Source organism: Nocardioides dongkuii (genome assembly GCF_014127485.1).
GTDB lineage: Bacteria > Actinomycetota > Actinomycetes > Propionibacteriales > Nocardioidaceae > Nocardioides > Nocardioides dongkuii.
On sequence record NZ_CP059903.1, the window covers coordinates 3,280,664 to 3,304,112 of the forward strand.

Sequence of the window (23,449 nt, forward strand, 5' to 3'; positions counted from 1 at the left end):
TCAGGCGACAGCGAGCCGGGCCCGGAGCCGGCGCAGGATCTGGGCGATCAGGCGGGAGACCTGCACCTGGCTGACGCCGACGGCGGCGCCGATCTCGGCCTGGGTGCGGTTCTCGAAGTAGCGCAGCTCGATGATCGTGCGGTCGCGCGCGTCGAGGTCGCGCAGCAGCGGCTGGACCGCCAACCGCGCCTCGGCGACGGCGTACGCCGGGTCGAGGTCGCCCATCCACTCCGCCGGGGACGCGAGGTCGCCGCTGTCGCCGCTGCCGGCGGGGGCGTCCAGCGAGGTCGGGAAGAAGCAGCCCGCCGCGCCCTGCGCGTCCAGCACCAGCGAGAGCGGTACGCCGAGGTGCCCGGCGACCTCGGGGGGACGCGGGTCCCGGCCGAGCCGCTGGGCGAGGTCGGACTCGGCGTCGCGGATCCGGCGCTGGGCGTCCTGGACCGAGCGCGGCGGACGGACCGCCCAGCCCGCGTCGCGGAAGTACCGCCGGACCTCGCCGCGCACGGTCGGGACCGCGAAGGCGAGGAACTCCTCCCCCCGCGTCGGGTCGAACCGCCGGACGGCCTTGACCAGCCCGAGGAACGCGACCTGGTCGAGGTCGTCGCCGCTGATCCCGCGGCCGTGGTAGCGACGGGCGACCTCGGCCGCGACGACCATGTTGAGGCCGACGACCTCGTTCTCGTACCGCGACCGGGACGCGCCGCGGCTGGCGTGAGCGCGGGCCAGGAGCCGCGTGGTCTCGGCTCGCCGGAGGGAGTCGGTGAGCGCCGGGAGCCCCCGGACGTCCGACTCCGATCCCATGGCGGACCGCCCTCTCGACCGATGCGCTCGGAGAGGCCCGGGCCGGGCCACGCGCGTCTCGATGGTCGCACGCACGGTCGGCGCCCGGCAGCAGAACGGCGGACGCCGGGGAGGGTATCCGCGGCCCCGGCGTCGCATGTGGCGACACCCGCCGGGTAAAGAAAGCGCATGAGCCACGGCATCGACACCGCCGTCGTCGACATCGACGGCACCCTGCTCGACTCCAACTACCACCACACCCTCGCCTGGACCCGGGCGTTCGCCCACGTCGGGCGGGACGTCCCGGCCTGGCGGATCCACCGGCACCTCGGCATGGGCGGCGACCGCCTGGTGGCCGCGGTCGCGGGCGACGAGGCCGAGGAGCAGGTCGGGGACGCGGTGCGCGACCGGTGGGAGGAGGAGTTCGACGCGATCATCGACGAGACCGGACTCCTCGACGGGGCCCGCGAGCTGCTCGACGCGCTGCGGGAGGCCGGCCTGTCGGTGGCGCTCGCCAGCTCCGCCATCCCCCGGCACGCCGAGCACGCGATGACGCTGCTCGACGCCGGCGCGCGCACCGACGCCGCGACCACCGCGGAGGACGCCGAGGAGACCAAGCCGGACCCCGAGCTGCTCGACGCGGCGCTGGACCAGCTCGACCAGGCCGAGGGTCAGCGCCCGGTGATGATCGGCGACTCGGTGTGGGACGTGGTGGCGGCGAACCAGCGCGGCATCCCCACCATCGGGCTGCGCAGCGGCGGCTTCGGCGAGGCCGAGCTGCTCGAGGCCGGCGCGGTCACGGTGTACGACGACCCGCGCGACCTGGCCGAGCACCTCGAGGAGGCACTCGCCCAGGCCGCGCGGGCTCGGTCGTAGCGGTCGTACGGGTCAGCTGATCGCGGCCTTCGCGGCCTCGGCCTCGGTGGTCGCGTCGGCGGTCGAGAGGTGCCCGCCCTTGTCCTCGAGGTGGGCGCGGATGAACCAGTGGAACAGCTCGAGCTGCTCGGTCTGGGCGACGAACATGTCCTGGGTGACCATGTCGAGCTCGTCGAGCTCCTGCATGCCCTCCCGGTAGTCGCCGATGACCCCCTGGTACACGAGGTCGAGCGCGCCGAGGTGCTCCTGGGTGGTCGCGCGGCCGAGGCTGTACTCGTCCCAGGTCCGGCTCTTGACGAGCCGGCCCGGGGTCCCGACCGGGGAGCCGCCGAGGGTCGCGATCCGCTCGGCCAGGTCGTCGGCGAAGCCGCGGACGGCCTCGACCTGGGGGTCGAGCATCTCGTGGACGGAGATGAAGTGGGGGCCCACGACGTTCCAGTGCACGTGCTTCAGCGTGAGGTGCAGGTCGTTGCAGGCATCCAGGCGCCCCTGGAGCAGCTCGACCACGCGCTTGGCGTCCTTCTGGGTCATGCCGGGAACCGTGTAGTGCAGCTTGCTCGAAGTCGTCATGGCGCCCCGGTAACCGGCCTGCCGGAAGGAGAAACGGGTACCACCCGCCCATGACGACCCCGCGAGGAGAAGACCGTCCCGTCGAGCTGGGCGGCGTCCCGTCCGAGGAGGCCGTGAGCGCCGCGGACGCCGCCGAACGGCTCCAGGAGGACCCCGACGACATCAGCCGCAACCAGGAGCAGCGCCCCGAGGTCGACCTGGCGGACGACGAGTGACGCGCTTCGGCTACTTCCTCTCCTGCGAGGACTGGACGCCGGCCGAGCTCGTCGAGCAGGCCGTCGCCGCTGAGCGAGCGGGCTTCGAGGCGCTCTGGATCAGCGACCACTACCACCCCTGGAACGACGAGCAGGGCCAGAGCCCGTTCGTCTGGTCGGTCATCGGCGCGATCTCCCAGGCCACCGACCTGCCGGTCACCACGGCCGTCACCTGCCCGACGGTGCGGATCCACCCCGCCATCGTCGCCCAGGCCGCCGCGACCGCCTCGGTGATGCTCGGCGGGAAGTTCGTGCTGGGCGTCGGCACCGGCGAGGCGCTCAACGAGCACATCCTCGGCGGGCCGTGGCCCTCGGCCGACGTACGCCTGGAGATGCTCGAGGAGGCCGTCGAGGTGATGCGGCGGCTCTGGACCGGCGAGGTGGTCACCACCCGCGGCACGCACTACACCGTCGACACCGCGCGCCTCTACACGCTGCCGGAGACGCCCCCGGAGGTCTACGTCTCGGCCTTCGGTCCGAAGGCGCTCGAGGCGGCCGCCCGCTTCGGTGACGGCTTCATCACCACCCAGCCGGACGCCGAGTCGGTCGCCACGTTCAAGGAGCGCACCGGCGGCAAGCCGGCGCAGGTCGGCTACAAGGTCGCCTGGGCCGCGACCGAGGACGAGGGCGTCGACCACGCCCACCGCCTCTGGGCGAACGCCGGCGTGCCCGGCGAGCTCGCGCAGGTGCTGCCCTCGCCGCAGCACTTCGAGCAGGTCTCCCAGCTGGTGACCCGGGAGTCCACCGCGGAGAGCATCACCGCGGGCTCGGACGTCGAGGCGCACATCGCCGGAATGCGCGAGTACGTCGAGGCCGGCTTCGACGAGGTGTACGTCGCCAACATCGGCCCCGAGTACCTCGCGATGATCGAGGCCTACGGCCGCGACGTGCTGCCCGCGATCCGCAGCGGCTCCTGAGCGACCGCCCGGCCGGCCCCGTCGCGGACGCGACGGGGCCGGGACCGCCCTGAGTGGGGGGACGTGGGCGGTCCCGGCCCGGGGGCGACGTACCCCGAGGACCGGGCTCTATGCCCTGGTCTGGACCGGCAGGCGCCGCTTAACTGGTCAGCACGCCGAGAATCAGGAGACCCCGATGGAAAGCACCTCCCTGGGCACGCTCGCCGACGAGCAGCTCGCCGTGGCGCGCGAGCACAGCGCCGGACGCAGCGCGCACACCCTGTACGGCGGGCAGGGCAACGCCCTGCGGCAGACCCTGATCGCGCTCGCGGCGGGTCGCCGGCTCGGCGAGCACGACAGTCCCGGCGAGGCGACGCTGCAGGTGTTGCGCGGCTCGGTCCGCCTGCACGCCGGCGACGACACCTGGGAGGGATCCGCCGGCGACCACGCGGTGGTCCCGCTGGTCCGTCACGACCTCGAGGCGGTCGACGACGCCGTGGTGCTGCTGACCGTCGCCCTGCACGGCGTGCCCGGGACCTGAGGGGCCTCGCCGTGGCGTGGTGGACCGAGCACGTGGTGCCGCGGCTCGTCGACGCCTCCCTGTCGCAGGCTCCCGTCGGCGAGCTGCGCCGGGAGGTGTGCGCGGGCCTGCACGGACGCGTCGTCGAGGTGGGCTTCGGCAGCGGCCTGAACCTGCCGCACCTGCCCGCCGAGGTGACCGCCGTCGACGCGGTCGAGCCGTCGGAGCTGGCCTGGTCCCGGTCCGCGGACCGGCGGGCGCGGGCCGACGTACCGGTCGGACGTGCCGGGCTCGACGGGCAGGACCTGGCCGCCGCCGACGCGACGTACGACGCGGCGCTGTGCACGTTCTCGCTGTGCACCATCCCGGACCCCGGGCGGGCGCTCGCCGAGCTGCGGCGGGTGCTGGTCCCCGGCGGGCGGCTGCACTTCGTCGAGCACGGGATCGCGCCCGACGCCCGGGTCCGGGTCTGGCAGCGCCGACTGAACCCGGTGCAGGCGGCGCTGGCCGGCGGCTGCCACCTGGTGCGCGACCCGGCCGCGATGGTGCGCGACGCCGGTTTCGTGGTCACCGACGTCGAGCACGGCTACCTGGCGCCCGGCCCCGCCAAGCCGTGGGGCTACCTGTCCCGGGGGCTCGCCACCGCTCCCTGAGCGTCGGTCAGCCCGTAGCCCCGGCGGGTGCACTAGCGTGGCGTCGCTCACTTCCGGACCGATCGGAGCCCCCCGTGGAGATCCTGCACTCGGCCATCGCGATCCTCGGCGCGATCGCGCTGATCATCGCGCTCAAGGTCGACCCGGTCATCTCGCTGCTGCTCGCCTGCGTCTACCTGGGACTCGCCACCGGGATGGGCGCCGAGGGCACCGTCGCCCAGATCACCGGGGGCTTCGGCGAGATCATGGCCGAGGTCGGTCTGCTGATCGGCTTCGGCGTGCTGATCGGCGCCCTGCTGCACTCGATGGGCACCTTCGGGGACGTGGTCGGGATCCTGGCCCGGCGGGTGGGGCGCGGCCTGCCGTACGCGATGGCCGGCACGCTCTCCACGATCTTCCCCTCCATCTACGTCGACGTGCAGGTGGTGCTGGCGGCGCCCATGGCCAAGGAGTCCGCGCCGGCGGTCGACCGGCGCATCGGCCTGCCCTGGCTGGCCGGCGCCATGGGCATCGGCATCTTCTCCGGGTACGTCTTCGTGGTGCCCGGGCTCGCGGCGGTCGCCATCGCCGGGCTGATGGACGTGCCCCTCGGGACCTATCTCCTCTACGGGCTGCCGATCGGGCTGGCGACCGCCCTGATCACGACGCTGCTGTTCCGGCTGCTGCTGACCCGGGGCTACTGGAACGAGGAGTCCGACTTCGACCCGGACGTGGTTCTCGAGGACGGCCGCCCCCACGACGAGACCGAGGACGTGCCTGTCGCCGAGCGCGCCGCCGGACTCCCGCTGTGGGTGCGGCTGCTGCCGATCCTGGTCCCGCTGGTGCTCATCGCCACCGCAGCCATCGTCGACGTGGCCGGGGACACCACCCCGGTGCTCGTCTTCCTCGGCGACGCCAACATCGCACTCTTCCTCGGACTGCTGATCGCCTTCGCGCTGGTCCGGTGGTCCCTGGGCGCCGACGGGGTCGGGAAGGTCCTCGGCGCCGGCTTCCACACGACCGGCGAGATCCTGCTCGTCACCGGGGTCGGCGGGTCCCTCGGTGCGGTCATCGCCGAGAGCGGCATGGAGGAGAGGCTGGAGAGCCTGTTCTCCGTCGACGAGGGCGCCCCGGTCATCGTCAGCATCCTGCTCGCCTGGCTGATCGCCGCGGTCCTGCACTTCGCGATCGGATCGGTCTCGGTCGGGGCGATCACGGCCGCGGGGATCATCTCGCCGATTGCCGGCTCGCTCTCCGTCGACCCCGTCGTCATCGCGCTGGCCATCGCCTCGGGCGCCATGTTCGCGCTCCACGTGAACAGCAACTTCTTCTGGATGTTCAGCACCCTCCTCGACCTGTCCACCAAGGGCAGCCTGAAGACCCTCACGGTGGCGACGTCGCTGGGCGCCGTCGTCTCGCTGCCCCTGGTGCTGCTGGCCAGCGTGGTGTCCTCGGTCCTCTGACCGGGGGTCCCAGGTGTTCCGTCACCGCCAGGGGTCCGTGATCGTGCGCAGGTCCTCCAGGATGCGGCGCAGCTCGGCCATCCGCTCGGCGCCGACGTGCGCCTCCCACTCGCCCTCGGCGCGCTGCTGCTCGCGCAGGGCCACGGCGGCGGCGGCGCGCCCCCGCTCCGCGATGACGATCAGCCGGGCACGGCGATCATCGGGGTCCGGCGTCCGGGTGACGAACCGGGCGCGCTCGAGCTCGTCGACGAGGTAGCCCGCGGCCTGCTTGCTCACCTGGGCGGCGGCGGCGAGGTCGGTGAGGCGGGACCCGGCGGGGTCGAGGCGCTGCACGAGACGTGCCTGGGGCAGCGTGATGGCGAACCCCGCCTCGTTGACCGCCGCGAGGATGCGCTGCTCGAGGTGGCGGTACGGGATGAACAGCAGGACGCCGACGCTGATCGGCGTGCCCTCGGGCTCGATGACCGTCATGGAACCGACCCCTTGCGTGGACGACGGGACAGGCGCACAGTAGTCAAATGCTTTGACTATCGGGAGCGCGACATGGACGAGTCGGTGTGGCAGATGGTCCGCGAGGAGCGTGCGAGCCTGGCCGAGCTGGCCTCCTCCCTCACCGCGGCGCAGTGGGCGACGACGTCGCTGTGCACCGAGTGGACCGTGCACGACGTCGTGGCGCACGTCGTCATGACGCCCGCCGGTGAGCCCACGCTGGCCGGCATGGCACGGGCGATGGTCCGAGCGCGCGGCCGCTTGTGGAACGCCGGCCGCGACGTCGTCCGTGCCTACGCGCGGACCCGGACACCGGGGCAGCTCGTCGCCCGGCTGGACGAGCTGGCCGGGGCGCGCACCAAGCCGGTCTTCGTGGTCGACGACAACATCCTGCTCGATGTGGTCGTGCACGGGCAGGACGTCGCGGTGCCCCTCGGCGTCCCGCGCCCGGTACCGGACGCCACCGCGCGGGTCGCCCTCGAGCGCGCGTGGCGGATGGGCTGGCCCTTCCACCCCCGACGTCGGTTGCTCGGCGTCCGCCTGCGCTGCGAGAGCGCTGACGGCGCCGGCACGGTGTGGGAGGCAGGAGAGGGGCCCGAGGTGACCGGGTCGGCGGGCGCGCTGGCGCTGCTCATGACCGCCCGCACCGACGCGGCGCTGGCGCAAGTGCGGGGGGACGGCGTCGCCGTCCTGGCCGACCGACTCTTGAGCGCGTGACTGCTCTGGACCCCGGGGGCCGGACCGGGGCAGGTCACCGCCAGTGCCGGCGGACGACGGTGGTCGCGTCGAACGGGTCGTACCCCTGCTGGGCCGCCAGGACCCCGGCGCCCTCGGGCGTGCTCGTGTAGAGGAGGTCGCCGTCGGCGACCCACCGGTGCCAGGCCGCCAGGTAGCCGGCGGCCCGGGAGGCGTTCGCGCCGAGGACGGAGGGGACCGGGTGCCAGGCCTCGCCGTTCGCGCGGAACCCCGCCAAGGCCCGCACTGCTGCCCGTGAGCTGCGCAGCTTCCTGACCTGTCGCGGGGTCAGGGTCGGCGCAGCGGTCATCGTGTAGCGGGACAGCACGTAGCGTTGCGTGCCGATGGGGGCCAGGGCCTCGTCGAGCACCCCGGCGAACAGGGCCGCGTCAGCCTCGGTGGAGTCGAGCAGGCACCGGTGCTCCCCACCCGGGTGGATCTCCACGACGACCGCCTCCGCGCCGACGACCGTCAGCCCGGCCCGGTGCAGGGCGTCGGCGACGGCGGCGGCCACCTGCCCGACGCTCGGGGCGGCGGCCGCTCGCCTCGCCTGCGCGCTGACCCACTCGCTCAGCACCCGGGTCCGGCCACGGGCGCGGGAGCGGGTCCCGGCCACCCCGCCGGCGACGGCAGCGACGCCGCCGGCGGCCAGGTACCAGCCGGTCACCGGCCCGGAGGCGGTGCCGACGACGCCGCCGAGGGTGCCGACGGCCGCGACCGTGTCGACCCAGGTGACGGTGCTCGGTGGTCGGATGGTGCCGTCGCGGACCTCGATGCCGTGCCGGTGCAGCACCAGCGGTGCCGGCACGATCTCCAGCGGCATCGAGGTCGCGGCACCGTCGGCCACGGCCTCGTCCTCCGTCCTCTCGGCGCGGAGCACGACGCGCAGCGTCGCGGCGACCTCGTCGCGGTACGGCTCGCCGACCCGCCACGCGGACCGGATCTGGTCACGGTCCGCCGCGCGTGCGCGCATCCGGGCGTTGATCGCCTCGAACGTCGAGGTCGGGGGTGGTGCGTACGGCGAGAAGGCGGGGTCGATGTGGGAGACGCCGTCGACGATGTCGCCGTCGTCGTCGACCCCGTGGAACCCGGTGTGCTTGCGGACCAGCCGCGCCCAGTCGTTTCCGCCCTTGGGGTGGGCGTCGGAGACGCACACCACCGACCAGTTCACGGCGACCTTCTCGGCCCAGCTCGGGTCGGTGCGCAGCGCGCGGCCGCGGGTCTGGACGACGGCGGTGAGAGTGGTGGCGGTGGTGAGGTCGACGAGCCCGGTGATGCGGCGCGCGTCCCACCCCTCCCCCAGCAGTCCCCGGGTGCCCACGAGGACCTGGCTGTGGCCGGCCTCGAAGAACGAGGTGATCGGCGCCACCCAGTGGCGGGAGCTCCACGGCCCGGTCAGGGTCGCGACCGGCCCGTCCCCGGTGACGGTGAGCCTCCCGGCGAGCCTCGGGTGCGTCTCGTACACCCAGGTGGCGAGCGCGGAGAGGGTCGCCGGCGCACCGGCGACGGTGGAGCCGGTGACCATCAGCGGGGACAGGCCGGCGGTCGCCGGGTCCGCGACGAGGGTCTCCACCGTGGAGCACGCGGACCCGGACTGGGCGTCGAGGACGCCCTCGAGCCCGGTCGGCAGGGTTGCCGACGCGCGTTCGTAGTCGCAGAGCACCAGCATCCGGGTCCGGTCGCCCAGGGTCGCGTGCTCGTGGCTGACGATCTCGGCGGCGGCGACGGTCTTGGCGTGGGAGCGGGCCAGGACCCGGTCGACCGGCGTACGGCCGCGGCGGACGCCGCGGCGGGTCAGGACGTGGCCGACCGAGGGCAGCGCGGCCCTGATCGTCTCGACCACGGCCGCGTCCGCGGGGTCGGTGGAGGGCATCAGGTGGGTGGTGGCCCAGTCGTCGAGGAGCGCGACCCAGTCGTCGGCGTCAGGGTCGCGGCGGTGCTGCTCGAGGAGCCGGGCGCCCTCGGGCAGCTCGAGGAGCCCGCTGTGGCACAGGCGCAGGGCGGCGTCGGCGAGCGCCGGTTCGGCCTTGGCGAGCTCGGCCCAGCTGCGCACCGTCGGGACCGGGGCCACGAAGCGGCTGGTCACCCAGGACAGGAACGGCACGGTCCCGAACGTCGGGTCGCTGAGGAACGTGGTGAGCTCGCGCCACCGGGAGGCCTCGGCGGCGAGCCACTCGTTCTCGTGCGCGGTAGGCGTGGTGAGCCACGCGAGCTCCGCGAACGGGGCGAGGTGTCCTTCCTTGACGACGGCGGGGACGCCTGCTCGGAACACGACGTCGGAGAAGAGCTCCTCGACGAGCTCCGCCTGGTCGGGGGTCAGCGCGTCGGGGGGTGTCGCGGTGAGGCCGAGGACCTGGGCGTCCTCCACGGTGTGCAGCAGCTCGCCGAGCAGCCGGCCCCACACCTCCAGCAGGTGGTGGCACTCGTCGAGCACGAGGACGAGCCCGTCGACGTCGCGCAGCGTCTCGACCAGGGCGCGTCCGTTCGGGTGGAGGCGGTCCATCAGGGCGCCGGCCTCGGTCGGCGCCGGGCGCTTGCGCGTGCGGTCGAGGTCGCCGTCGACGTCGGTGTCGGTCTCGAAGACGGCGATCGACTGGTAGGTCAGGCTCGTCACCTGGGAGGAGAGGTCGCGGTCGGTGCCGGCCTCGAGGCCGTGGGCGGTGGCGGCAGCGGCCCACTGCGCCTGGATCGCGGTGTTCGGGGAGAGCACCACCGCACGGGAGGCGCCGCCGCCCGCGAGCGCCTCCGCGATCGTCTCCAACCCGACGCGGGTCTTCCCGGCACCGGGCGGCAGCACCACCCACGAGCGGGACCGGCCGGCGGCCCACGCTCTCCCGAGCGCCTCCAGGGCGCGGGCCTGGTGGGTGCGCAGCGGCGGCGGACCGAGGAGCTGGCGGCGCGGCTCCGCGGGGGCGGGGGCGGTGGCTGCCACGTTCCGCTCCTTCGTCAGGGCTGTCCTCCAGCCCGAGGGTGGCCGCAGGGAGGGGCAAGGTCGGGTGCCAGTGTCGGCCTCACCGCGCAGCGTGGGGCTGCGCCTCCTCGAAGAGGGTCTTGATCCGCCGCTTGTCGGCCTTGGCCCCCAAGGACATCGGGATCTCCTCGAGGACGAGCAGGTGCTCGGGCAGGTACTCCATGCTCACGCCACGGTCCCGCAGGAAGCGCACCACCTGATCCAGGGTCAGGGACGACGCGGCGTCCTCCAGGGCGACGGCGACGCCCACCCGCTCGCCGAACGTCTCGTCCGGCACGGCCACGGCCACGGCCAGGTGCACGGCGGGGTGCGCGGTGACCTCCTCCTCCACGACCGAGGCGCTGATGTTCTTCCCCCCGCGGATGATGAAGTCCGACTTCCGCCCGACCACGCACACCCGGTCGTCGGGGTCGATCGTCACGACGTCGGGCAGGACGAGGAAGCCGTCGTCGGTGTAGAGCTCCTGGTTGGCGGCCGGGTCCTCCCAGTAGCCGCCGTGGGCCCCGGGACTCTTCAGAGTGGCCTGTCCCCGGGCGATCACCCCGGATCCGCCGACCTCGACCTCCTCGTCGGTGCGGTCCAGGAGCTGCCAGACGACGCCGTCCAGGACCCGTCCGGCGGTGGTGAGGCGGGTGTCGCGGTCGTCGTCGAGCCGGGTGCACGAGAACGGCCCCGCCTCGTTGGACCCGTAGAACTGGAGCACCGTGGAGCCCGTCGACCGCTCCCACAGGTCCGCCTTCTCCGTGGGAACGCGCTCGCCGCCGGTGAAGACGGCACGCAGCGACGACAGGTCGAGCAGCCCGAACAACGGACTCCTCATCATCATCACCAGCTGGGTGGTCACACAGGCGAGCACGGTGACTCGCTCGCGCTCGATCATGCGCAGGGTGTCGTCCGGCGAGAAGCGCTCCGTGAGGCAGCACCGGGCGCCGAGCATGGCCGGCAGCATGTGCGCGGTCCAGAGCCCGAACCCGTAGGGACCTGGGATCGCCGAGAGCACCACGTCCTCCCCCGTCACCCGGGCGCCGTCCGCGGCAGCTCGAGCGAGGTAGAACCACCGGTTCTGGGTCTGCATCACGGCCTTCGGCAGACCCGTCGTCCCGGAGGTCGAGTTGAGGAGCCACACGTCCTCCGGTCCCAGCGCGCGGGCGGGATCCGTCTCGGGGACCACCTCGACCGGCTCGCCCTGCTGACCGGTCCGCCCGGTCGACCAGCGGTACGCCTGCGCGTGGCCGTCCACCTGCACCTCGACGGCCACGTCGAGCTCCGCCTGCTGGGCCAGCACGGCAGCGACGACCTCGCGGCCGGGTCGGCCCCGGAGCTCCGGGGGCATCAGGATGACCCGGGCACCGGTCCGCACCAGCAGCTGGGCGACCTCCTTGTCGCCGGCCCGTGCCGGGACGCCGACCGCGATCACGCCTGCTCGTTCGCACGCGGTGTACGTGGCGTGGAGCAGACCGCCGTCCGGAAGATGCACGGCGACGCGCTCGCCCGGGCCCACGCCCAGGCCGGTGAGGAAGGCGGCGATGCGGTCCGCGGTGGCGTCGTAGTCGCGCCAGCTCCACCGGCGGTGGTCGTCCACGTAGGCGATCGCGTCGGGCCGGGTGCCCGCCAGGCCCCGCACCAGCTCCCCGACGGTCCGGGTGGACCACCAGCCCTGGCGACGGTAGTCCTCGGCGACGGCGGGATCGGTCTTCACGGGTTGCTCCTGGGGGGCGTCTCGGGACGGTCCTCTCCTGATCCGGAGAGACGTGTCATGCAAAGGCCCCGCCGTCCACGGGGACGACGGCTCCGTTGACGAAGCCGGCCTCGGGCGAGGCCAGGTAGCAGATCACGTCAGCCACCTCGGCGGGTCGTGCGCGCCGACCCTCGAGCCCGGTGGACCGCTTGCGCACGGTCGGGTCGAGATCGTCGGTCAGGCGGCGGTCGCTGGCCATGTCGGTCTCCACTCCGCCGGGGGCCACCACGTTGACCCGCACGCCGAGTCCGCCGTACTCCTGGGCCAGCGAGCGCATGACGCCGACGAGCCCGGCCTTCGAGGCGGCGTACGCGGCGCCGTACGCCCAGCCCTGGAGGCCGGCGACCGACGCGACCGCCACGATGCTGCCGCGGGACCGGACCAGCTCCGGCATGGCCGCCTGGGCGAGGAGGAACGGAGCCCGCAGGTTGACCTCCATCACCTCGTCCCACTGCGCGACGGTGACGGTCTCCGTCCGGCCCAGCTGGGCGACGCCCGCCACCAGGGCGAGGGTGTCGATGCGGCCCGCCCACGCGAGGGCTCGCTGGACGATCGCGCCCGCCGAGGAGGGCGTTGCGAGATCGAGGACCAGGGTCTCGACCTGATGCTCTCGCACCGCCTCCAGCCCGACAGGGTCACGGTCCACCGCGAGCACCCGGTGGCCGCGGTCGAGCAGGTTCCGTACGACGGCACGGCCGATGCCCCCGGCCGCGCCGGTCACGACCGCGACGGGTGCCTCACCCACGCAGGCTCTTCTTCAGCACGGACTTGGCGACCTTGCCACCGGAGGCGCGCGGCAGCTCGTCGACGAAGACGAGACGCTCGGGCCAGAGCTCCTTGGAGACGTCGTTGGCCGCCAGGACGCGTTGCAGGTCGGCCAGGTCGAGCTCGTGACCGGCGCGCAGCACGATCACGGCGCACACCCGCTCGCCGAAGACCTCGTCGGCCACGGGGACGGCGGCCACCATGCTCACGGCGGGATGCCGGCCCACCTGCTCCTCGACGGCGGCCGCGGAGATGTTCTTGCCCCCGCGGATGATGAAGTCGGCCTTGCGGTCCACGACCCTGAGGTAGCCGTCCGCGTCGATGGTGCAGATGTCGCCGGTGAGCATCCAGCCGTCAGCCGTGAAGAGCGACTCGTTGGCGCCCCGGTCGGCGTAGTAGCCCCAGGACGTCGCCGGTCCCCGGCAGGCCGCCTGCCCGGGTCCTCCCGTCGCGGTGACGTCCGCACCGTGCTCGTCGAACAACCGCACCTGCATCTCGCCCACCACCCGCCCGCCGGTGGTCAGCCGCAGCTCGCGGCTGTCGTCGAACGTGGTGTAGCTGAGGGTGCCGGTCTCGTTGGACCCGTAGAAGTTCAGGACGGTCGCCCCGGCCGAGTCCTCGAACCGCGCGGCGCGGTCGAACGGGATGGCCTCCCCGCCGGTGAACATGCAGCGCAGCGAGGAGGTGTCGGCCTGGCCCATCGCCTCGGAGTTCAGCATCATGATGAACTGCGTCGAGACGCAGGTCAGGACCGTGGCGCCCTCGCGTTCGACGAGCCGCATCGCCTCGTCGGCGTTGAACCGCGACATCACCACGGTGGTGGCGCCGAGGATGATCGGCGTGAAGTGGCTGGTCCACAGCCCGAAGCCGAACGGGGCGGGGATCAGCGCCAGGAACACGTCGTCCGCCGAGAACTCCCCCGCCGCCAGGACCTGCTCGTGGTAGTAGAACCAGCGGTTCTGGTTGTGGGTCACGCACTTGGGCATCCCCGTGGTGCCCGAGGTCGAGTTGAGCATGAAGAGCTCGCCGATCCCCCGCTGCCGTGCGGGAGACACCTCGGCCAGGCCGGGCCCGTCCGTCGCCACCGGGGTGCCGTCGACGAGGACGTCGAACGGCGCGTGCGGCTGCACGACCACGTGGCGGGCCAGCTCGAGTCCCTCGGAGACCAGGGTGGCGGCCATCTCCACCATGTCCTTGCCGTGCAGGTCGGCCGCGGTGACCAGGGTCGTCGCGCCCGAGACCTGCAGCAGGTGCCGGACCTCCATGAGCCCGGCCCGGGGTCCGATGCCGACGATGATCGCGCCGGCCCGCTCGACGCCGACGTAGAGCGCGTGGACCGTGGGGCCGTCGGGGAAGAGCACCGCGACGCGGTCGTCCACGGCGACGCCGGCCGACACGAGCACCCGTGCGTAGTGGTCGGCCATCGCGTCGAACTCGCGCCACGTCGTGCGCAGGTCGCCCTCGACGTAGGCGATCCGGTCGGGGCGCTCGACCGCGTGCCGGCGGACGTGGTCGGAGAGGCTGTCGGTGCCCCAGGTGCCGACCTCGGTCAGCCGCTCCGCGACGTACTCCTCATGCGGCGATCCGGGCTCCGGGGCGGCGCCCTGCGGGAAGGTCGTGCGGGGTGTCAGTGTGTTCGTGCTCATCGTGTGCCCTGTCTGGTGTCAGTGGGTGCGGGACGACTGCGGGTCACGAACCCATGCCCATGGCGGTCCGGTACGCGCGGTCGAGGTCGGCGCCCCCCTCGACCTGGTCGACGACCTGGCCGCGCAGCAGCACCACCCCGTGGTCGACCTCTCCCCGGATCACGGTGCTCGAGGCCTCGGCCAGGACCACCGCCGCTCCGCGGGACGCCAGGTCCCGGGCGACGCGCAGCAGCTGCTGCACGATCAGCGGGGCCAGGCCGGTGGTCATCTCGTCGAAGAGCAGGACCTTGCAGTCCGTCATCATCGCCCGCGTCACCGCCAGCATCTGCTGCTCCCCGCCGCTCAGGTTGCCGGCGTAGGTGTCGCGGCGCTCCATCAGCCTGGGGAAGCGCTCGAGTGCGGACTCCACGGCGTCGGAGCCCTGGGAGAGGACCTCGGCGTAGACCGCCAGGTTCTCCCGCACCGTCAGCGTCGGGAAGATCTGGCGCCCCTGCGGCACCAGGCCGATGCCGGTGCGCGCCCGGACCGCAGGCTTGGCGCCGGAGAGGTCCTGGTCGCCGAGCGTGACGACACCGCTGCTCGGCACGGCTCCGGCGATCGCCTGGAGAAGGCTGCTCTTGCCGGCGCTGTTGGGCCCCACGACGGCGGTCACCTTGCCGGGCGCGAACACCAGGTCGACGCTGTTGAGCGCGGTGACGGGCCCGTAGCGGACGGTGAGCCCCGAGACCGACAGCCGGTTCCCGACGGCGTCGGTCCCCACGGACGACGGCGTTGCGGTGCTCCCTGACTCAGGCACTGTGTCCTCCGAAGTAGACGTCACGCATTTCCTGGCTGGCCAGAGCCACGTCCGGCGGCCCCTCGAAGACGACGGCGCCCTGGTCCATGAGGACCATCCGGTGGACGAGCCCGGCCACGATGTCGATGTTGTGGTCGACCAGGAGCACGCCGCACCCGCGGTCGAGCACCCGCTCGAGGCCGCGGGTCATCGCCCCGACCCCGCGCAGGTCCCCGCCCGCGAACGGCTCGTCGAGCAGCAGCACCTGCGGCACGCGGAGCATCGCCCGCGCCACCTCCACGAGGCGCTGCTCGCCGAGGGTCAGGTCCGCCACCAGCCGGTGCAGGCCGGTGAGGCCGAAGTCCGCGGCGACGTCGCGCACCCGCTGCTCGTCCGCGCCCGCGGTGGGCACGAACATGCCGGTGGCGACCCTGCGCAGGACTCCGGGCAGCCGGCCCATGGAGCCGCCGACCGCGCCGATGAGCAGGTTCTCCCGGATGGTCATGTCCAGGGCCAGCTGCGGGTGCTGGAAGGTCCGGGCGAACCCGGCACGCCGGGCCCGCACGGAGGGCGGACCGGTCAGCCGGGTGCCGGAGATCCGGATGTCCCCGGTGTCGGCCTGCTGCTGCCCGGTGATCACGTCGACGAGCGTGGTCTTGCCGGCGCCGTTGGGCCCGACGAGGCCGACGATCTCGCCGGCGGCGACGCTGATCGCGACGTCCTTGACCGCCTGCACCCCGCCGTAGCTCTTGTTGACCCCGACGCAGGTCAGCAGTGCCGTGCTCACGACCGTCCCTCCTCAGGGTGTCGACGTCCTGTCGTTCTTCGCACGAGCTCCCCCAACATGCCCAGCAGACCCAGCAGGCCGTGCGGGGCGAACCTCAGCACCAGCAGGATGGCGATCGCGAACACGAGCGTCCCGGACTCCGCCAGCACGTCGAGCTCGAAGGTGAAGACGACCACGATGACGGCGCCGATCACGGCGCCCCACGGGGAGGCCTGGCCGCCCAGCAGCGGCATGAAGATCGCCAGGAAGATGATGTGCAGGTTGAAGGACCCCGGCTGCGCGACGCCGCTCATCAGGCCGAAGAGCGAGCCGCCGAGGGCGGCGATGCCGGCGCCGACCGCGAGGGAGACCAGCGAGATGGTGCCGGTGTTGACGCCGCTGGACTCCACCACCTCGGGCACGTCCTTGCGGAGCCTGACCACGATGCCGAACGGCGACTGGCGCAGGCGCGACATCAGCAGTGCCACCACCCACACCACCACCAGGCCGGCCACCATGATCTGGGTCCGGTCGAAGTCGTGGTCGAGGAAGGTCGGGCGGCGTACCGCCATGCCGGTGGCCCCGCCGGTCAGCCCCTCCTCGTCGAGCAGGAAGACCTGGAAGGCCATGCCGAAGAGCAGCGTCACGCCCGCGAGGTAGAACCCGCGCAGCCGCTTCGTCGCCATGCCCAGCAACCAGGCGATGGCTGCCGAGAGCGCCACGGCGATCGGGATGCCCCAGAGCGAGGACCACCCGTACTCGGTGCTGACCATCGCGCAGGCGTAGGCACCGATGCCGAGGTAGGCGTTGTAGGCGAGCGACAGCGAGCCGCTCATGATGAAGGGGATGTACATGCCCAGGGCGAGCAGGGCGTAGGTGCAGATCAGCACCACGTAGTCCTGCTTGTAGCTCGCTCCGGTGCTGTAGGACAGGGCCAGCAGCACGAACACCGCGCTCCCGGCCGCCTCCAGCTTCCACCGGTGTCGGGCCAACGCGGCCCCGATACCGGCCTGCTTCCGGGGCTGCTGCTTCTCGTCCCTGCCGAGCGATGTCGCCGTCATAGCCGCACCTTCGTCTGGAAGATTCCCTCGGGCCGGAGCGCGAAGAAGACCAGCGCGAGGCCCAGGGTCGTGTAGTCCCGGACCGCGTGCCCGAACTGGTAGACCGTCCACGTCTGCAGGGCCGCCACGATCAGCGCGCCCACGAGGGGGGCCCAGACGCGGCCCAGGCCCCCGACGATCACGGCGAGGAAGCCGACCAGGGTCCACTGGAGCCCGCTGGTGTAGGCCACGCCCGCCTTGGCCGCGAACAGCGTGCCCGCGATCCCGCCGAGCAGACCGGCCAGCGCGAACGCCGTGAGGCGGATGCGCTCGACCGGGACCCCCATCATCTGGGCGGCGTGCTCGTTGTCACCGACGGCACGCAGCATCCGTCCCGAGGCGGTGTTGCGCATCCACCAGCCCACCGCCACGAAGGCGACGAGCGTGGCGCCGACCAGGAGCACGGACTGCCCCGTCACCCGGGCGCCCGCGACGGTGAACTCGGCGTCCCACAGGGTGTGCCCGGCCCGGGGCGTACGCCCGAAAAGCGTCCCCGCCAGCTGCTCGAGCGCGAAGAGGATGGCGACGACCGCGATGATCGACGGGGTCTCCTCCCCGTTCGTCCGCTGGTGGATCGGCCGCACGATCAGGCGCTCGGTGAGCACCGCGATCACGACCGAGGCGAGCACCCCCACCCCGATGGCGAGCGGCCAGGGCCACCCGTTCGCACTCATCAGGTGCGAGCCGAACATGGCAGCGAACATCCCGAGCGACCCGAGGATGAACAAGAAGATGTCCGCTCCCCTGAGCACCAGGTAGTACCCGAGCCCCAAGAGGCCCGCGAAGCACCCGAGCTCGATCACCGAGACCCATAGCTGGGCTGGCATCGTCCCTCCTCAGTCGTGAAAATCAGTCAGCGTGGCGCGATCGTTGGCAGGTCAGTCGCAGGAGGGCTGGTACTCGGCCCAGGCCTCGCCCGGCTTGTTGTCGGCCCCGAACTGCGCCAGGACCAGGCCGCAGTTGCCGTCCGCACCGACGTGCTTGTCCTCGGCGAAGGACATCGTGTAGGCGTCCTGGCCGTAGTGCGCCTGGTAGCCGCTCAGCTCCATGAAGGCGTCGGTGACGGCGCCCTTGTCGCTGGCGCCACCCGCGGCCTCGATGGCCTGGGAGATCAGCTGGACGGCGTCGTAGCCCTGCGGTCCGTACGCGGTGAGCTCGCTGTGCTCGCCCCCGACCTCGGCGAGCTTGTCGGCGAACTCGGCGGTGCGCTTGTTGGCGGGGTCGATGCTGCCGGCGAAGACGACGCCCTCGAGCGCGCCCTCGTCGGCGAGCTCCCAGGTCGCGGGCTGGTTGCCGATGGAGGCGAGGGAGAAGCGGGGCACGTCGGGCATGGCCCGGTGGAGCGCGTTCTGCACGACCGCCTCGGTCTGGCCGCCCAGCGACATCACCAGGACGACGTCGGGGTCGGAGTCCTTGACGCGGGCGATCTGTGCGCTCACGTCGGAGGCGTCGGCGGCCACCTTCTCCTCGGCGACCTCGCTGACGCCGGCCTCCTCGATCGGGCCGACGATGGCGGGCACGTAGTCCTGGATGGTGGCGACGTCGTCGGCGATCACGGCGACCTTCTCGTAGCCCGCGGCGCTCATGCCCTCGGCGAAGGCGTCACCGATGCCGGTGCTGGTCGGGCCCAGAATGAAGATGTTCTCGTTGTCGGGCTCCTCGACGATCGAGGAGCTCAGGTTCGTCGGAGCGACGCAGAGGATGTCCTCCTCGACACAGACGACCTTCGCGGCGATCGCGGACGCGGAGCCGGAGTTGAGCACCAGCACCTGGGCGCCGTCGTCGATGAGGCGGCGGGCGATGGTCGGGGTCTGCGTGGTGTCGCTGCCGTCGCTCTCCTCGACCACCCGGATCTTCTTGCCGTCGATCCCGCCGGCGTCGTTGATCTCGTCGACGGCCAGCTGGATCCCCGCCTCGGTGAAGGGCGAGTACGCCGAGGCGCCGCCGGAGCTGTCGGTGACGATGCCCAGGACGATCTCGTTCTCGGAGGCGCCGGAGTCACCGCCCCCGCACGCGGTGAGCAGCAGGCTCGCTGACGCCAGGGCGGCCAGGGACTTCGTGAGCTTCACAGTGTTCTCCTCGATCGACTTGCTGAGCAGGGGGCGACGTGCGGCGGGTGCAGCGGCGTCGGTGGGTCCGGGGCGGCTCGGGTCACGTCGGGTCGCGGCTGGGGGGTGGCGTGATCTCCACCTCGGCCGCGAGCTCCTCCAGCGCCCGCAGGCGTTCGGGCAGCGGGAGGTCCCGTCCGGCGCCGCCGAACGGCGAGGCGACCAGGTCCTCGAAGCCCGCGTCGGCGTAGCGGCGCACGGTGGCCGGGGAGACCTCACCGACGAGCCGGACGTACGACCGGAACGGCCGGTCGCCGAGACCTGCTGCCGTGCGGAGCTCGGTCAGCCGGCTGACGAGGCGCACCGACTCCTCGAGGGGGACGGCGGGCCCCAGCCAGCCGGAGCTGCGCGCCGCCCGGCGGAGGGCCGCCGGGCCGTGCCCGCCGACCACGACCGGGATCGGGCTGCTCGGCGAGCCCGAGGGGTACACCTCGGCGAAGCGGTGGTGACGCCCCGCGTAGGAGGCGGGACGGCCGCTCCACAGCAGGTCGAGCACCTCGAGCTGCTCGTCCAGGAGCTCGCCGCGCACGGCGAAGTCGAGACCGAGGACGTCGAACTCCTCGCGCATCCAGCCGGCACCCACGCCGAGCACCGCGCGGCCACCGGAGAGCTCCTGCAGGGTGGCCCAGGAGCGGGCGACGTGGAAGACGTTGCGCAGGGGCAGGACCATCACCCCGACCCCGAGCTTGATCCGCGTCGTCCCCGCGGCGAGGTGCGCGAGGGTGACGGCGACGTCGGCCAGCGGGGTGTCCTGCCGGTAGCCCGGGTCCCCGTCACCGGAGTAGGGGTAGAGCTTCGCGTAGTCCGCGGGGGTCACCACGTGGTCGGAGAGCCACAGCGTCTCGAAGCCGAGGGAGTCCGCGAGCTGCGCCACGGGCAGGTAGTCGGCGAGCGGCAGGCCGAACATCTGCAGCGACACGGTCGTCATGGACGCGTCCCGGGGGTCGCCAGCATCGCGGCGCGGGCCGCGGAGACGTCGCGCAGGAGGGCGGCACCGTCGGCCGGGTCCACCGACGGGACGCGGCCCGCCAGCTCGGCGAGCAGGCCCACGTCCTTCACGAGCAGCTGCACCTGGTCGTCCTGGAGATCGGGGAGCGCCTCGGCCATCCAGCTGCCGCCGGAGCCGTGACGCAGCACCTCGCGCATCTGCGTCAGGTCGATGCCCAGCTCGCGCGCGAGCAGCAGCAGGGCGGCGGTGGCCCCGGTGGTGCAGGCGGCCAGCACGTTGTTGACCAGCTTGGCGGCGGTCGGGTCGCCGTACGCCGCGAAGGGGATCACCCTGGCACCCAGGTCGGCGAGCCAGGCGTGGTCCTCGTCGGTGGCGGGCCCGGCGGTCAGCACCGCGAACCGGCCGTCGTGGATGCCTGCGGCTCCCCCGGTGACCGGCTGCTCCAGCACCCGCAGCGCGGTCGCCCGGTCGGCGAGGGCGGAGGCACCGGCCGCGGACAGCGTCGTGTGCAGGTGGACCGGGGTCCCGCTGCCGACGAGCTGCTCGAGCTGGGCCAGGACCGTCATCGCCTGGTCGGTGGTGCGGACCAGGACGTGCACCCGCTCGACCTGGGCCCAGTGGCTGCTGTCGGCAGCCCCAGCGGCAGGGAGGGTGGCCATCGCGACGGTGTCCCCCGCGTCGGCGAAGTCGGCCCGTCGGGAGGCGTCGGGCTCGACGAGCAGCAGGGGGCGCGTGCCCAGGACCCGGCTCGCCCACGCGTGCCCGAGGTTCCCCAGACCGATGACGGCTGCGCTCCGCTCCATCCGCGTCTCCCTCCGATTCCGGCGTTCGCCGGTAATGTGACGACCGGCACGTTAGCATCAAGATGACTAAGAGATGCAAGATAGACACGAAGGGGACGCCCATGGCGATCCATCAGCCGCGCCTCGCTGAGATCGTCGCGGCGAGCCTGCGGGACCGGATCCTGTCCGGGGACCTGCCGCCGAACAGCGAGCTCCCCCGGCAGGAGCTGCTCATGGAGCAGTTCGGCGTCGGCAAGCCCGCCCTGCGCGAGGCGCTCCGGGTGCTCGAGGCCGAGGGCCTGCTCACCATCCGGCGCGGCAACCAGGGCGGGGCGACCGTGCACGCCCCGCACGAGCGCAACGCGGCCTACGCGGTCGGGATGATCCTGCAGTCGCGCAACGTGACGGTCCGCGACCTGCGCAATGCCGTGACCGGGATCGAGCCGGTGTGCGTCGGGCTCTGCGCTGCGCGCGAGGACCGGCACGAGGTCGTGCTTCCCGTGCTCAGGGCGGCGCAGGCCCGGATCGTGGAGTCACTGGACGACGAGTACCTCTTCACCGAGACCTCGCGGGAGTTCCACGAGCTGATGGTCAAGAACTGCGGCAACGAGACCCTGATCGCGATCGCCGGCTCCCTGGTCACGCTCTGGTCCACCCAGGAGCTGGCCTGGGCACGCGACGCGACCGACACCGGAGAGTTCCCCAGCCGCGCGGAACGGGAGAAGGGCGTCAAGGCCCACGACAACCTGCTCGACTTCATCGAGGCCGGCAGCGTCGACGACGCACAGCGACAGGCGCGGCGGCACCTGGCCGCCAGTCGCCTCTACCAGCTGGACTCGGGCACCGACCGGGTGGTCGAGCTGTCGTTCTCACGACGCGGCTGAAGCACCGGCCCAGCGGTCCAGGTGCTCGCGCAGCACGTCGGGAATCGGTGTCGCGGAGCCGTCCGAGGACACGGTCACCAGGGTGATGAGCGCCCGGGCGACGACGACCTCGTCCTCCGTGCGCACCATCTGGTGCACCATGTCGAAGGAGCCCCCGCCCACCCGGCCCAGTCGCAGCTCGATGCGGATCTCGTCGAAGAGACCCACCGGCACCAGGTAGTCGCACTCGGTGTGGCAGGTGACCGACCAGAAGCCGTGCCTCTCCAGGAGCTGGTCCTGCCGCAGGCCGTTGAGGTAGAACCACTCGCTCTGCATCCGCTCCATCCACGGGAACCACGCGCCGTAGTAGAGGATCCCGGCCGGGTCGGTGTCGGCATAGCTGAGCCGGAAGGTCAGCGAGTGCAGGGCCGGCGTGCCGGGGGTCACGGTCACCAAGATCTCCTCAGGCGTGCGGCCGGACGGCGTCCGATCGGCGCACACCTTATCCGGAGCGGCGACGACGTCGTTCCCTCCTGCCGGGCACCGATATCGGGAGCGACCTAGAGCTCGCTCTGCACCCCCGCCAGCAACTGGCGGGCCATCACGATCCGCTGCACCTGGTTGGTGCCCTCGTAGATCTGGGTGATCTTGGCGTCGCGCATCATCCGCTCCAGCGGGTAGTCGCGGGTGTAGCCGTAGCCACCGAGCACCTGGACGGCGTTCGTGGTGACCTCCATGGCGACGTCGGAGGCGAAGCACTTCGCGGCCGCGCCGAAGAAGGTCAGGTCGGCGTCGCCGCGCTCGGAGCGCCCCGCCGCGGCGTACGTCATCTGGCGGGCGGCCTCGACCTTCATGCCCATGTCGGCGAGCAGGAACTGCAGGCCCTGGAAGTCGCTGATCGGCTTGCCGAACTGCTGGCGCTCCTGCGCGTAGGCGAGCGCGTGGTCGAGCGCGCCCTGCGCGACGCCGACCGCCTGGGCGGCGATGGTCACGCGGGTGTGGTCGAGGGTCTTCATGGCGTACTCGAACCCGCGGCCCACCTCGCCGATCAGCCGGTCGCCGGGGATCCGGACCCGGTCGAGGTAGACCTCGCGGGTCGGGGAGCCCTTGATGCCGAGCTTCTTCTCGGGGGCGCCGAAGGAGACGCCCGGGTCCGACTTCTCCACGACGAACGCCGAGATGCCGCGCGAGCGCTGCGTGGGGTCGGTGACGGCGAGCACCGTGTAGTACTCCGAGACGCCGGCGTTGGTGATCCAGCGCTTGGTGCCGTCGAGCACCCAGTCGTCGCCGTCGCGGACGGCACGGGTGCGCATCGCCACGGCGTCCGAGCCGGCCTCGGGCTCGGAGAGGCAGTAGGAGAACCCGCCGACGCCGGCGGCGAGGCGGGTCAGGTAGGTCTTCTTGATCTGCTCGCCGCCGCCGATCTGCACCGGGAGCGAGCCGAGCTTGTTGACCGCGGGGATCAGCGAGGCCGACACGTCGACGCGGGCGACCTCCTCGATGACCAGGCAGGTCGCGAGCGCGTCCGCCCCGGCGCCGCCGTACTCCTCGGGGACGTGCGGGGCGTGGAAGTCGAGCGCCCGCAGCGCGTCGGCGGCCTCCTGGGGGTACCGCGCCTGCTCGTCCACCTCGGCGGCGTACGGCGCGATCTTGGCCTCCGCGACCGCACGGACTGCCGCGCGGATCGCCTGGTGCTCCTCGGACAGCCCGTACAGCGGGAAATCGGTGCTCATGCGGCGATCGTACTGATGAGTAACCCCACGGCGTGGGG

General features: G+C 72.7%; 24 protein-coding genes. 8 read left to right on the top strand and 16 right to left on the bottom strand.

The window, feature by feature from the left end; all coding sequences use genetic code 11:
* The gene (locus H4O22_RS15835) at positions 1-801 is read right to left on the bottom strand and encodes a sigma-70 family RNA polymerase sigma factor (protein WP_182524304.1); all 801 of its coding nucleotides are present in this window, start codon (positions 799-801) and stop codon (positions 1-3) included.
* A gap of 168 nt (positions 802-969) precedes the next feature.
* On the opposite strand from H4O22_RS15835, the gene H4O22_RS15840 reads away from it, so the two are divergent.
* Positions 970-1,656, top strand: a complete 687-nt coding sequence (locus tag H4O22_RS15840; RefSeq protein WP_182524305.1) for an HAD family hydrolase — start codon at positions 970-972, stop codon at positions 1,654-1,656.
* Between the two features lie 12 nt (positions 1,657-1,668).
* Here H4O22_RS15840 and H4O22_RS15845 read toward each other — a convergent pair whose 3' ends face one another.
* Positions 1,669-2,226 (bottom strand): Dps family protein, encoded by a 558-nt coding sequence (locus H4O22_RS15845; protein WP_182524306.1) that lies wholly within the window; start codon positions 2,224-2,226, stop codon positions 1,669-1,671.
* A 50-nt stretch (positions 2,227-2,276) separates the two neighbouring features.
* On the opposite strand from H4O22_RS15845, the gene H4O22_RS15850 reads away from it, so the two are divergent.
* From H4O22_RS15850 to H4O22_RS15870, 5 genes are all read left to right on the top strand, one after another.
* Positions 2,277-2,441, top strand: a complete 165-nt coding sequence (locus tag H4O22_RS15850; protein WP_182524307.1) for a hypothetical protein — start codon at positions 2,277-2,279, stop codon at positions 2,439-2,441.
* Complete coding sequence (locus H4O22_RS15855; RefSeq protein WP_182524308.1) at positions 2,438-3,397, top strand: TIGR03557 family F420-dependent LLM class oxidoreductase; 960 nt, start codon at positions 2,438-2,440, stop codon at positions 3,395-3,397. Before H4O22_RS15850 ends, H4O22_RS15855 begins: the two co-directional genes overlap by 4 nt.
* 175 nt (positions 3,398-3,572) lie before the next feature.
* On the top strand, positions 3,573-3,917 hold the full coding sequence (locus H4O22_RS15860) for a cupin domain-containing protein (protein ID WP_182524309.1): 345 nt from the start codon (positions 3,573-3,575) through the stop codon (positions 3,915-3,917).
* Positions 3,918-3,928: 11 nt separating this feature from the next.
* The gene (locus tag H4O22_RS15865) at positions 3,929-4,549 is read left to right on the top strand and encodes a class I SAM-dependent methyltransferase (protein ID WP_182524310.1); all 621 of its coding nucleotides are present in this window, start codon (positions 3,929-3,931) and stop codon (positions 4,547-4,549) included.
* Between the two features lie 74 nt (positions 4,550-4,623).
* Positions 4,624-5,991 carry a GntP family permease gene (locus H4O22_RS15870; RefSeq protein WP_182524311.1) on the top strand — a complete coding sequence of 456 codons (1,368 nt, stop codon included), beginning with the start codon at positions 4,624-4,626 and terminating at the stop codon, positions 5,989-5,991.
* Between the two features lie 21 nt (positions 5,992-6,012).
* On the opposite strand, the gene H4O22_RS15875 is transcribed toward H4O22_RS15870, so the two are convergent.
* Entirely contained in the window at positions 6,013-6,462 is a 450-nt protein-coding gene (locus H4O22_RS15875) for a MarR family winged helix-turn-helix transcriptional regulator (RefSeq protein ID WP_182524312.1), read from the bottom strand.
* A gap of 72 nt (positions 6,463-6,534) precedes the next feature.
* On the opposite strand from H4O22_RS15875, the gene H4O22_RS15880 reads away from it, so the two are divergent.
* A complete protein-coding gene (locus tag H4O22_RS15880; protein ID WP_182524313.1) occupies positions 6,535-7,197 on the top strand; it encodes a maleylpyruvate isomerase family mycothiol-dependent enzyme in 663 nt (220 codons plus the stop codon).
* Between the two features lie 34 nt (positions 7,198-7,231).
* Here the strand turns inward: H4O22_RS15880 and H4O22_RS15885 are convergent, their stop codons facing one another.
* The 11 genes from H4O22_RS15885 to H4O22_RS15935 all read right to left on the bottom strand — a co-directional run bounded on the left by H4O22_RS15885 (position 7,232) and on the right by H4O22_RS15935 (position 20,836).
* Positions 7,232-10,147, bottom strand: coding sequence for a DEAD/DEAH box helicase family protein (locus H4O22_RS15885; RefSeq protein ID WP_244962997.1), 2,916 nt, complete (start codon positions 10,145-10,147; stop codon positions 7,232-7,234).
* Between the two features lie 79 nt (positions 10,148-10,226).
* Positions 10,227-11,885 carry a class I adenylate-forming enzyme family protein gene (locus H4O22_RS15890; protein ID WP_182524314.1) on the bottom strand — a complete coding sequence of 553 codons (1,659 nt, stop codon included), beginning with the start codon at positions 11,883-11,885 and terminating at the stop codon, positions 10,227-10,229.
* Positions 11,886-11,940: 55 nt separating this feature from the next.
* On the bottom strand, positions 11,941-12,669 hold the full coding sequence (locus tag H4O22_RS15895) for an SDR family NAD(P)-dependent oxidoreductase (protein WP_182524315.1): 729 nt from the start codon (positions 12,667-12,669) through the stop codon (positions 11,941-11,943).
* The gene (locus H4O22_RS15900) at positions 12,662-14,335 is read right to left on the bottom strand and encodes a class I adenylate-forming enzyme family protein (protein ID WP_182524316.1); all 1,674 of its coding nucleotides are present in this window, start codon (positions 14,333-14,335) and stop codon (positions 12,662-12,664) included. Before H4O22_RS15900 ends, H4O22_RS15895 begins: the two co-directional genes overlap by 8 nt.
* A 43-nt stretch (positions 14,336-14,378) precedes the next feature.
* Positions 14,379-15,095, bottom strand: coding sequence for an ATP-binding cassette domain-containing protein (locus tag H4O22_RS15905; RefSeq protein WP_182524317.1), 717 nt, complete (start codon positions 15,093-15,095; stop codon positions 14,379-14,381).
* A gap of 28 nt (positions 15,096-15,123) precedes the next feature.
* Positions 15,124-15,897: an ABC transporter ATP-binding protein gene (locus H4O22_RS15910; RefSeq protein ID WP_220451187.1), complete on the bottom strand. Its 774-nt coding sequence runs from the start codon at positions 15,895-15,897 to the stop codon at positions 15,124-15,126.
* Positions 15,894-16,937 (bottom strand): branched-chain amino acid ABC transporter permease, encoded by a 1,044-nt coding sequence (locus H4O22_RS15915; protein WP_182524318.1) that lies wholly within the window; start codon positions 16,935-16,937, stop codon positions 15,894-15,896. The genes H4O22_RS15910 and H4O22_RS15915 overlap by 4 nt, the downstream gene beginning before the upstream one ends.
* Positions 16,934-17,803 carry a branched-chain amino acid ABC transporter permease gene (locus H4O22_RS15920; protein WP_182524319.1) on the bottom strand — a complete coding sequence of 290 codons (870 nt, stop codon included), beginning with the start codon at positions 17,801-17,803 and terminating at the stop codon, positions 16,934-16,936. Before H4O22_RS15920 ends, H4O22_RS15915 begins: the two co-directional genes overlap by 4 nt.
* A 51-nt stretch (positions 17,804-17,854) precedes the next feature.
* On the bottom strand, positions 17,855-19,045 hold the full coding sequence (locus H4O22_RS15925) for an ABC transporter substrate-binding protein (RefSeq protein ID WP_182524320.1): 1,191 nt from the start codon (positions 19,043-19,045) through the stop codon (positions 17,855-17,857).
* 82 nt (positions 19,046-19,127) lie between these two features.
* A complete protein-coding gene (locus H4O22_RS15930; protein WP_182524321.1) occupies positions 19,128-20,012 on the bottom strand; it encodes a TIGR03619 family F420-dependent LLM class oxidoreductase in 885 nt (294 codons plus the stop codon).
* Entirely contained in the window at positions 20,009-20,836 is an 828-nt protein-coding gene (locus H4O22_RS15935; RefSeq protein WP_182524322.1) for an NAD-binding protein, read from the bottom strand. Before H4O22_RS15935 ends, H4O22_RS15930 begins: the two co-directional genes overlap by 4 nt.
* Positions 20,837-20,937: 101 nt before the next feature.
* Between H4O22_RS15935 and H4O22_RS15940 the strand changes: the two genes are divergently transcribed.
* Positions 20,938-21,699 carry a FadR/GntR family transcriptional regulator gene (locus H4O22_RS15940; protein WP_182524323.1) on the top strand — a complete coding sequence of 254 codons (762 nt, stop codon included), beginning with the start codon at positions 20,938-20,940 and terminating at the stop codon, positions 21,697-21,699.
* Here H4O22_RS15940 and H4O22_RS15945 read toward each other — a convergent pair.
* Positions 21,685-22,131: an acyl-CoA thioesterase gene (locus H4O22_RS15945; RefSeq protein WP_182524324.1), complete on the bottom strand. Its 447-nt coding sequence runs from the start codon at positions 22,129-22,131 to the stop codon at positions 21,685-21,687. The two genes, H4O22_RS15940 and H4O22_RS15945, sit on opposite strands and share 15 nt — an antisense overlap.
* A 107-nt stretch (positions 22,132-22,238) precedes the next feature.
* Positions 22,239-23,411, bottom strand: coding sequence for an acyl-CoA dehydrogenase family protein (locus H4O22_RS15950; protein WP_182524325.1), 1,173 nt, complete (start codon positions 23,409-23,411; stop codon positions 22,239-22,241).
* Positions 23,412-23,449: the final 38 nt, after the last annotated feature.

Excerpts from the sequence above, each read along its gene's own strand:
- H4O22_RS15860 (WP_182524309.1), top strand. The coding sequence starts at position 3,573 with ATGGAAAGCACCTCCCTGGGCACGCTCGCCGACGAGCAGCTCGCCGTG.
- H4O22_RS15930 (WP_182524321.1), bottom strand. The coding sequence starts at position 20,012 with ATGACGACCGTGTCGCTGCAGATGTTCGGCCTGCCGCTCGCCGACTAC.
- H4O22_RS15850 (WP_182524307.1), top strand. The coding sequence starts at position 2,277 with ATGACGACCCCGCGAGGAGAAGACCGTCCCGTCGAGCTGGGCGGCGTC.
- H4O22_RS15920 (WP_182524319.1), bottom strand. The coding sequence starts at position 17,803 with ATGCCAGCCCAGCTATGGGTCTCGGTGATCGAGCTCGGGTGCTTCGCG.
- H4O22_RS15880 (WP_182524313.1), top strand. The coding sequence starts at position 6,535 with ATGGACGAGTCGGTGTGGCAGATGGTCCGCGAGGAGCGTGCGAGCCTG.
- H4O22_RS15845 (WP_182524306.1), bottom strand. The coding sequence starts at position 2,226 with ATGACGACTTCGAGCAAGCTGCACTACACGGTTCCCGGCATGACCCAG.
- H4O22_RS15875 (WP_182524312.1), bottom strand. The coding sequence starts at position 6,462 with ATGACGGTCATCGAGCCCGAGGGCACGCCGATCAGCGTCGGCGTCCTG.
- H4O22_RS15900 (WP_182524316.1), bottom strand. The coding sequence starts at position 14,335 with ATGAGCACGAACACACTGACACCCCGCACGACCTTCCCGCAGGGCGCC.
- H4O22_RS15950 (WP_182524325.1), bottom strand. The coding sequence starts at position 23,411 with ATGAGCACCGATTTCCCGCTGTACGGGCTGTCCGAGGAGCACCAGGCG.
- H4O22_RS15935 (WP_182524322.1), bottom strand. The coding sequence starts at position 20,836 with ATGGAGCGGAGCGCAGCCGTCATCGGTCTGGGGAACCTCGGGCACGCG.
- H4O22_RS15940 (WP_182524323.1), top strand. The coding sequence starts at position 20,938 with ATGGCGATCCATCAGCCGCGCCTCGCTGAGATCGTCGCGGCGAGCCTG.
- H4O22_RS15840 (WP_182524305.1), top strand. The coding sequence starts at position 970 with ATGAGCCACGGCATCGACACCGCCGTCGTCGACATCGACGGCACCCTG.
- H4O22_RS15835 (WP_182524304.1), bottom strand. The coding sequence starts at position 801 with ATGGGATCGGAGTCGGACGTCCGGGGGCTCCCGGCGCTCACCGACTCC.
- H4O22_RS15915 (WP_182524318.1), bottom strand. The coding sequence starts at position 16,937 with ATGACGGCGACATCGCTCGGCAGGGACGAGAAGCAGCAGCCCCGGAAG.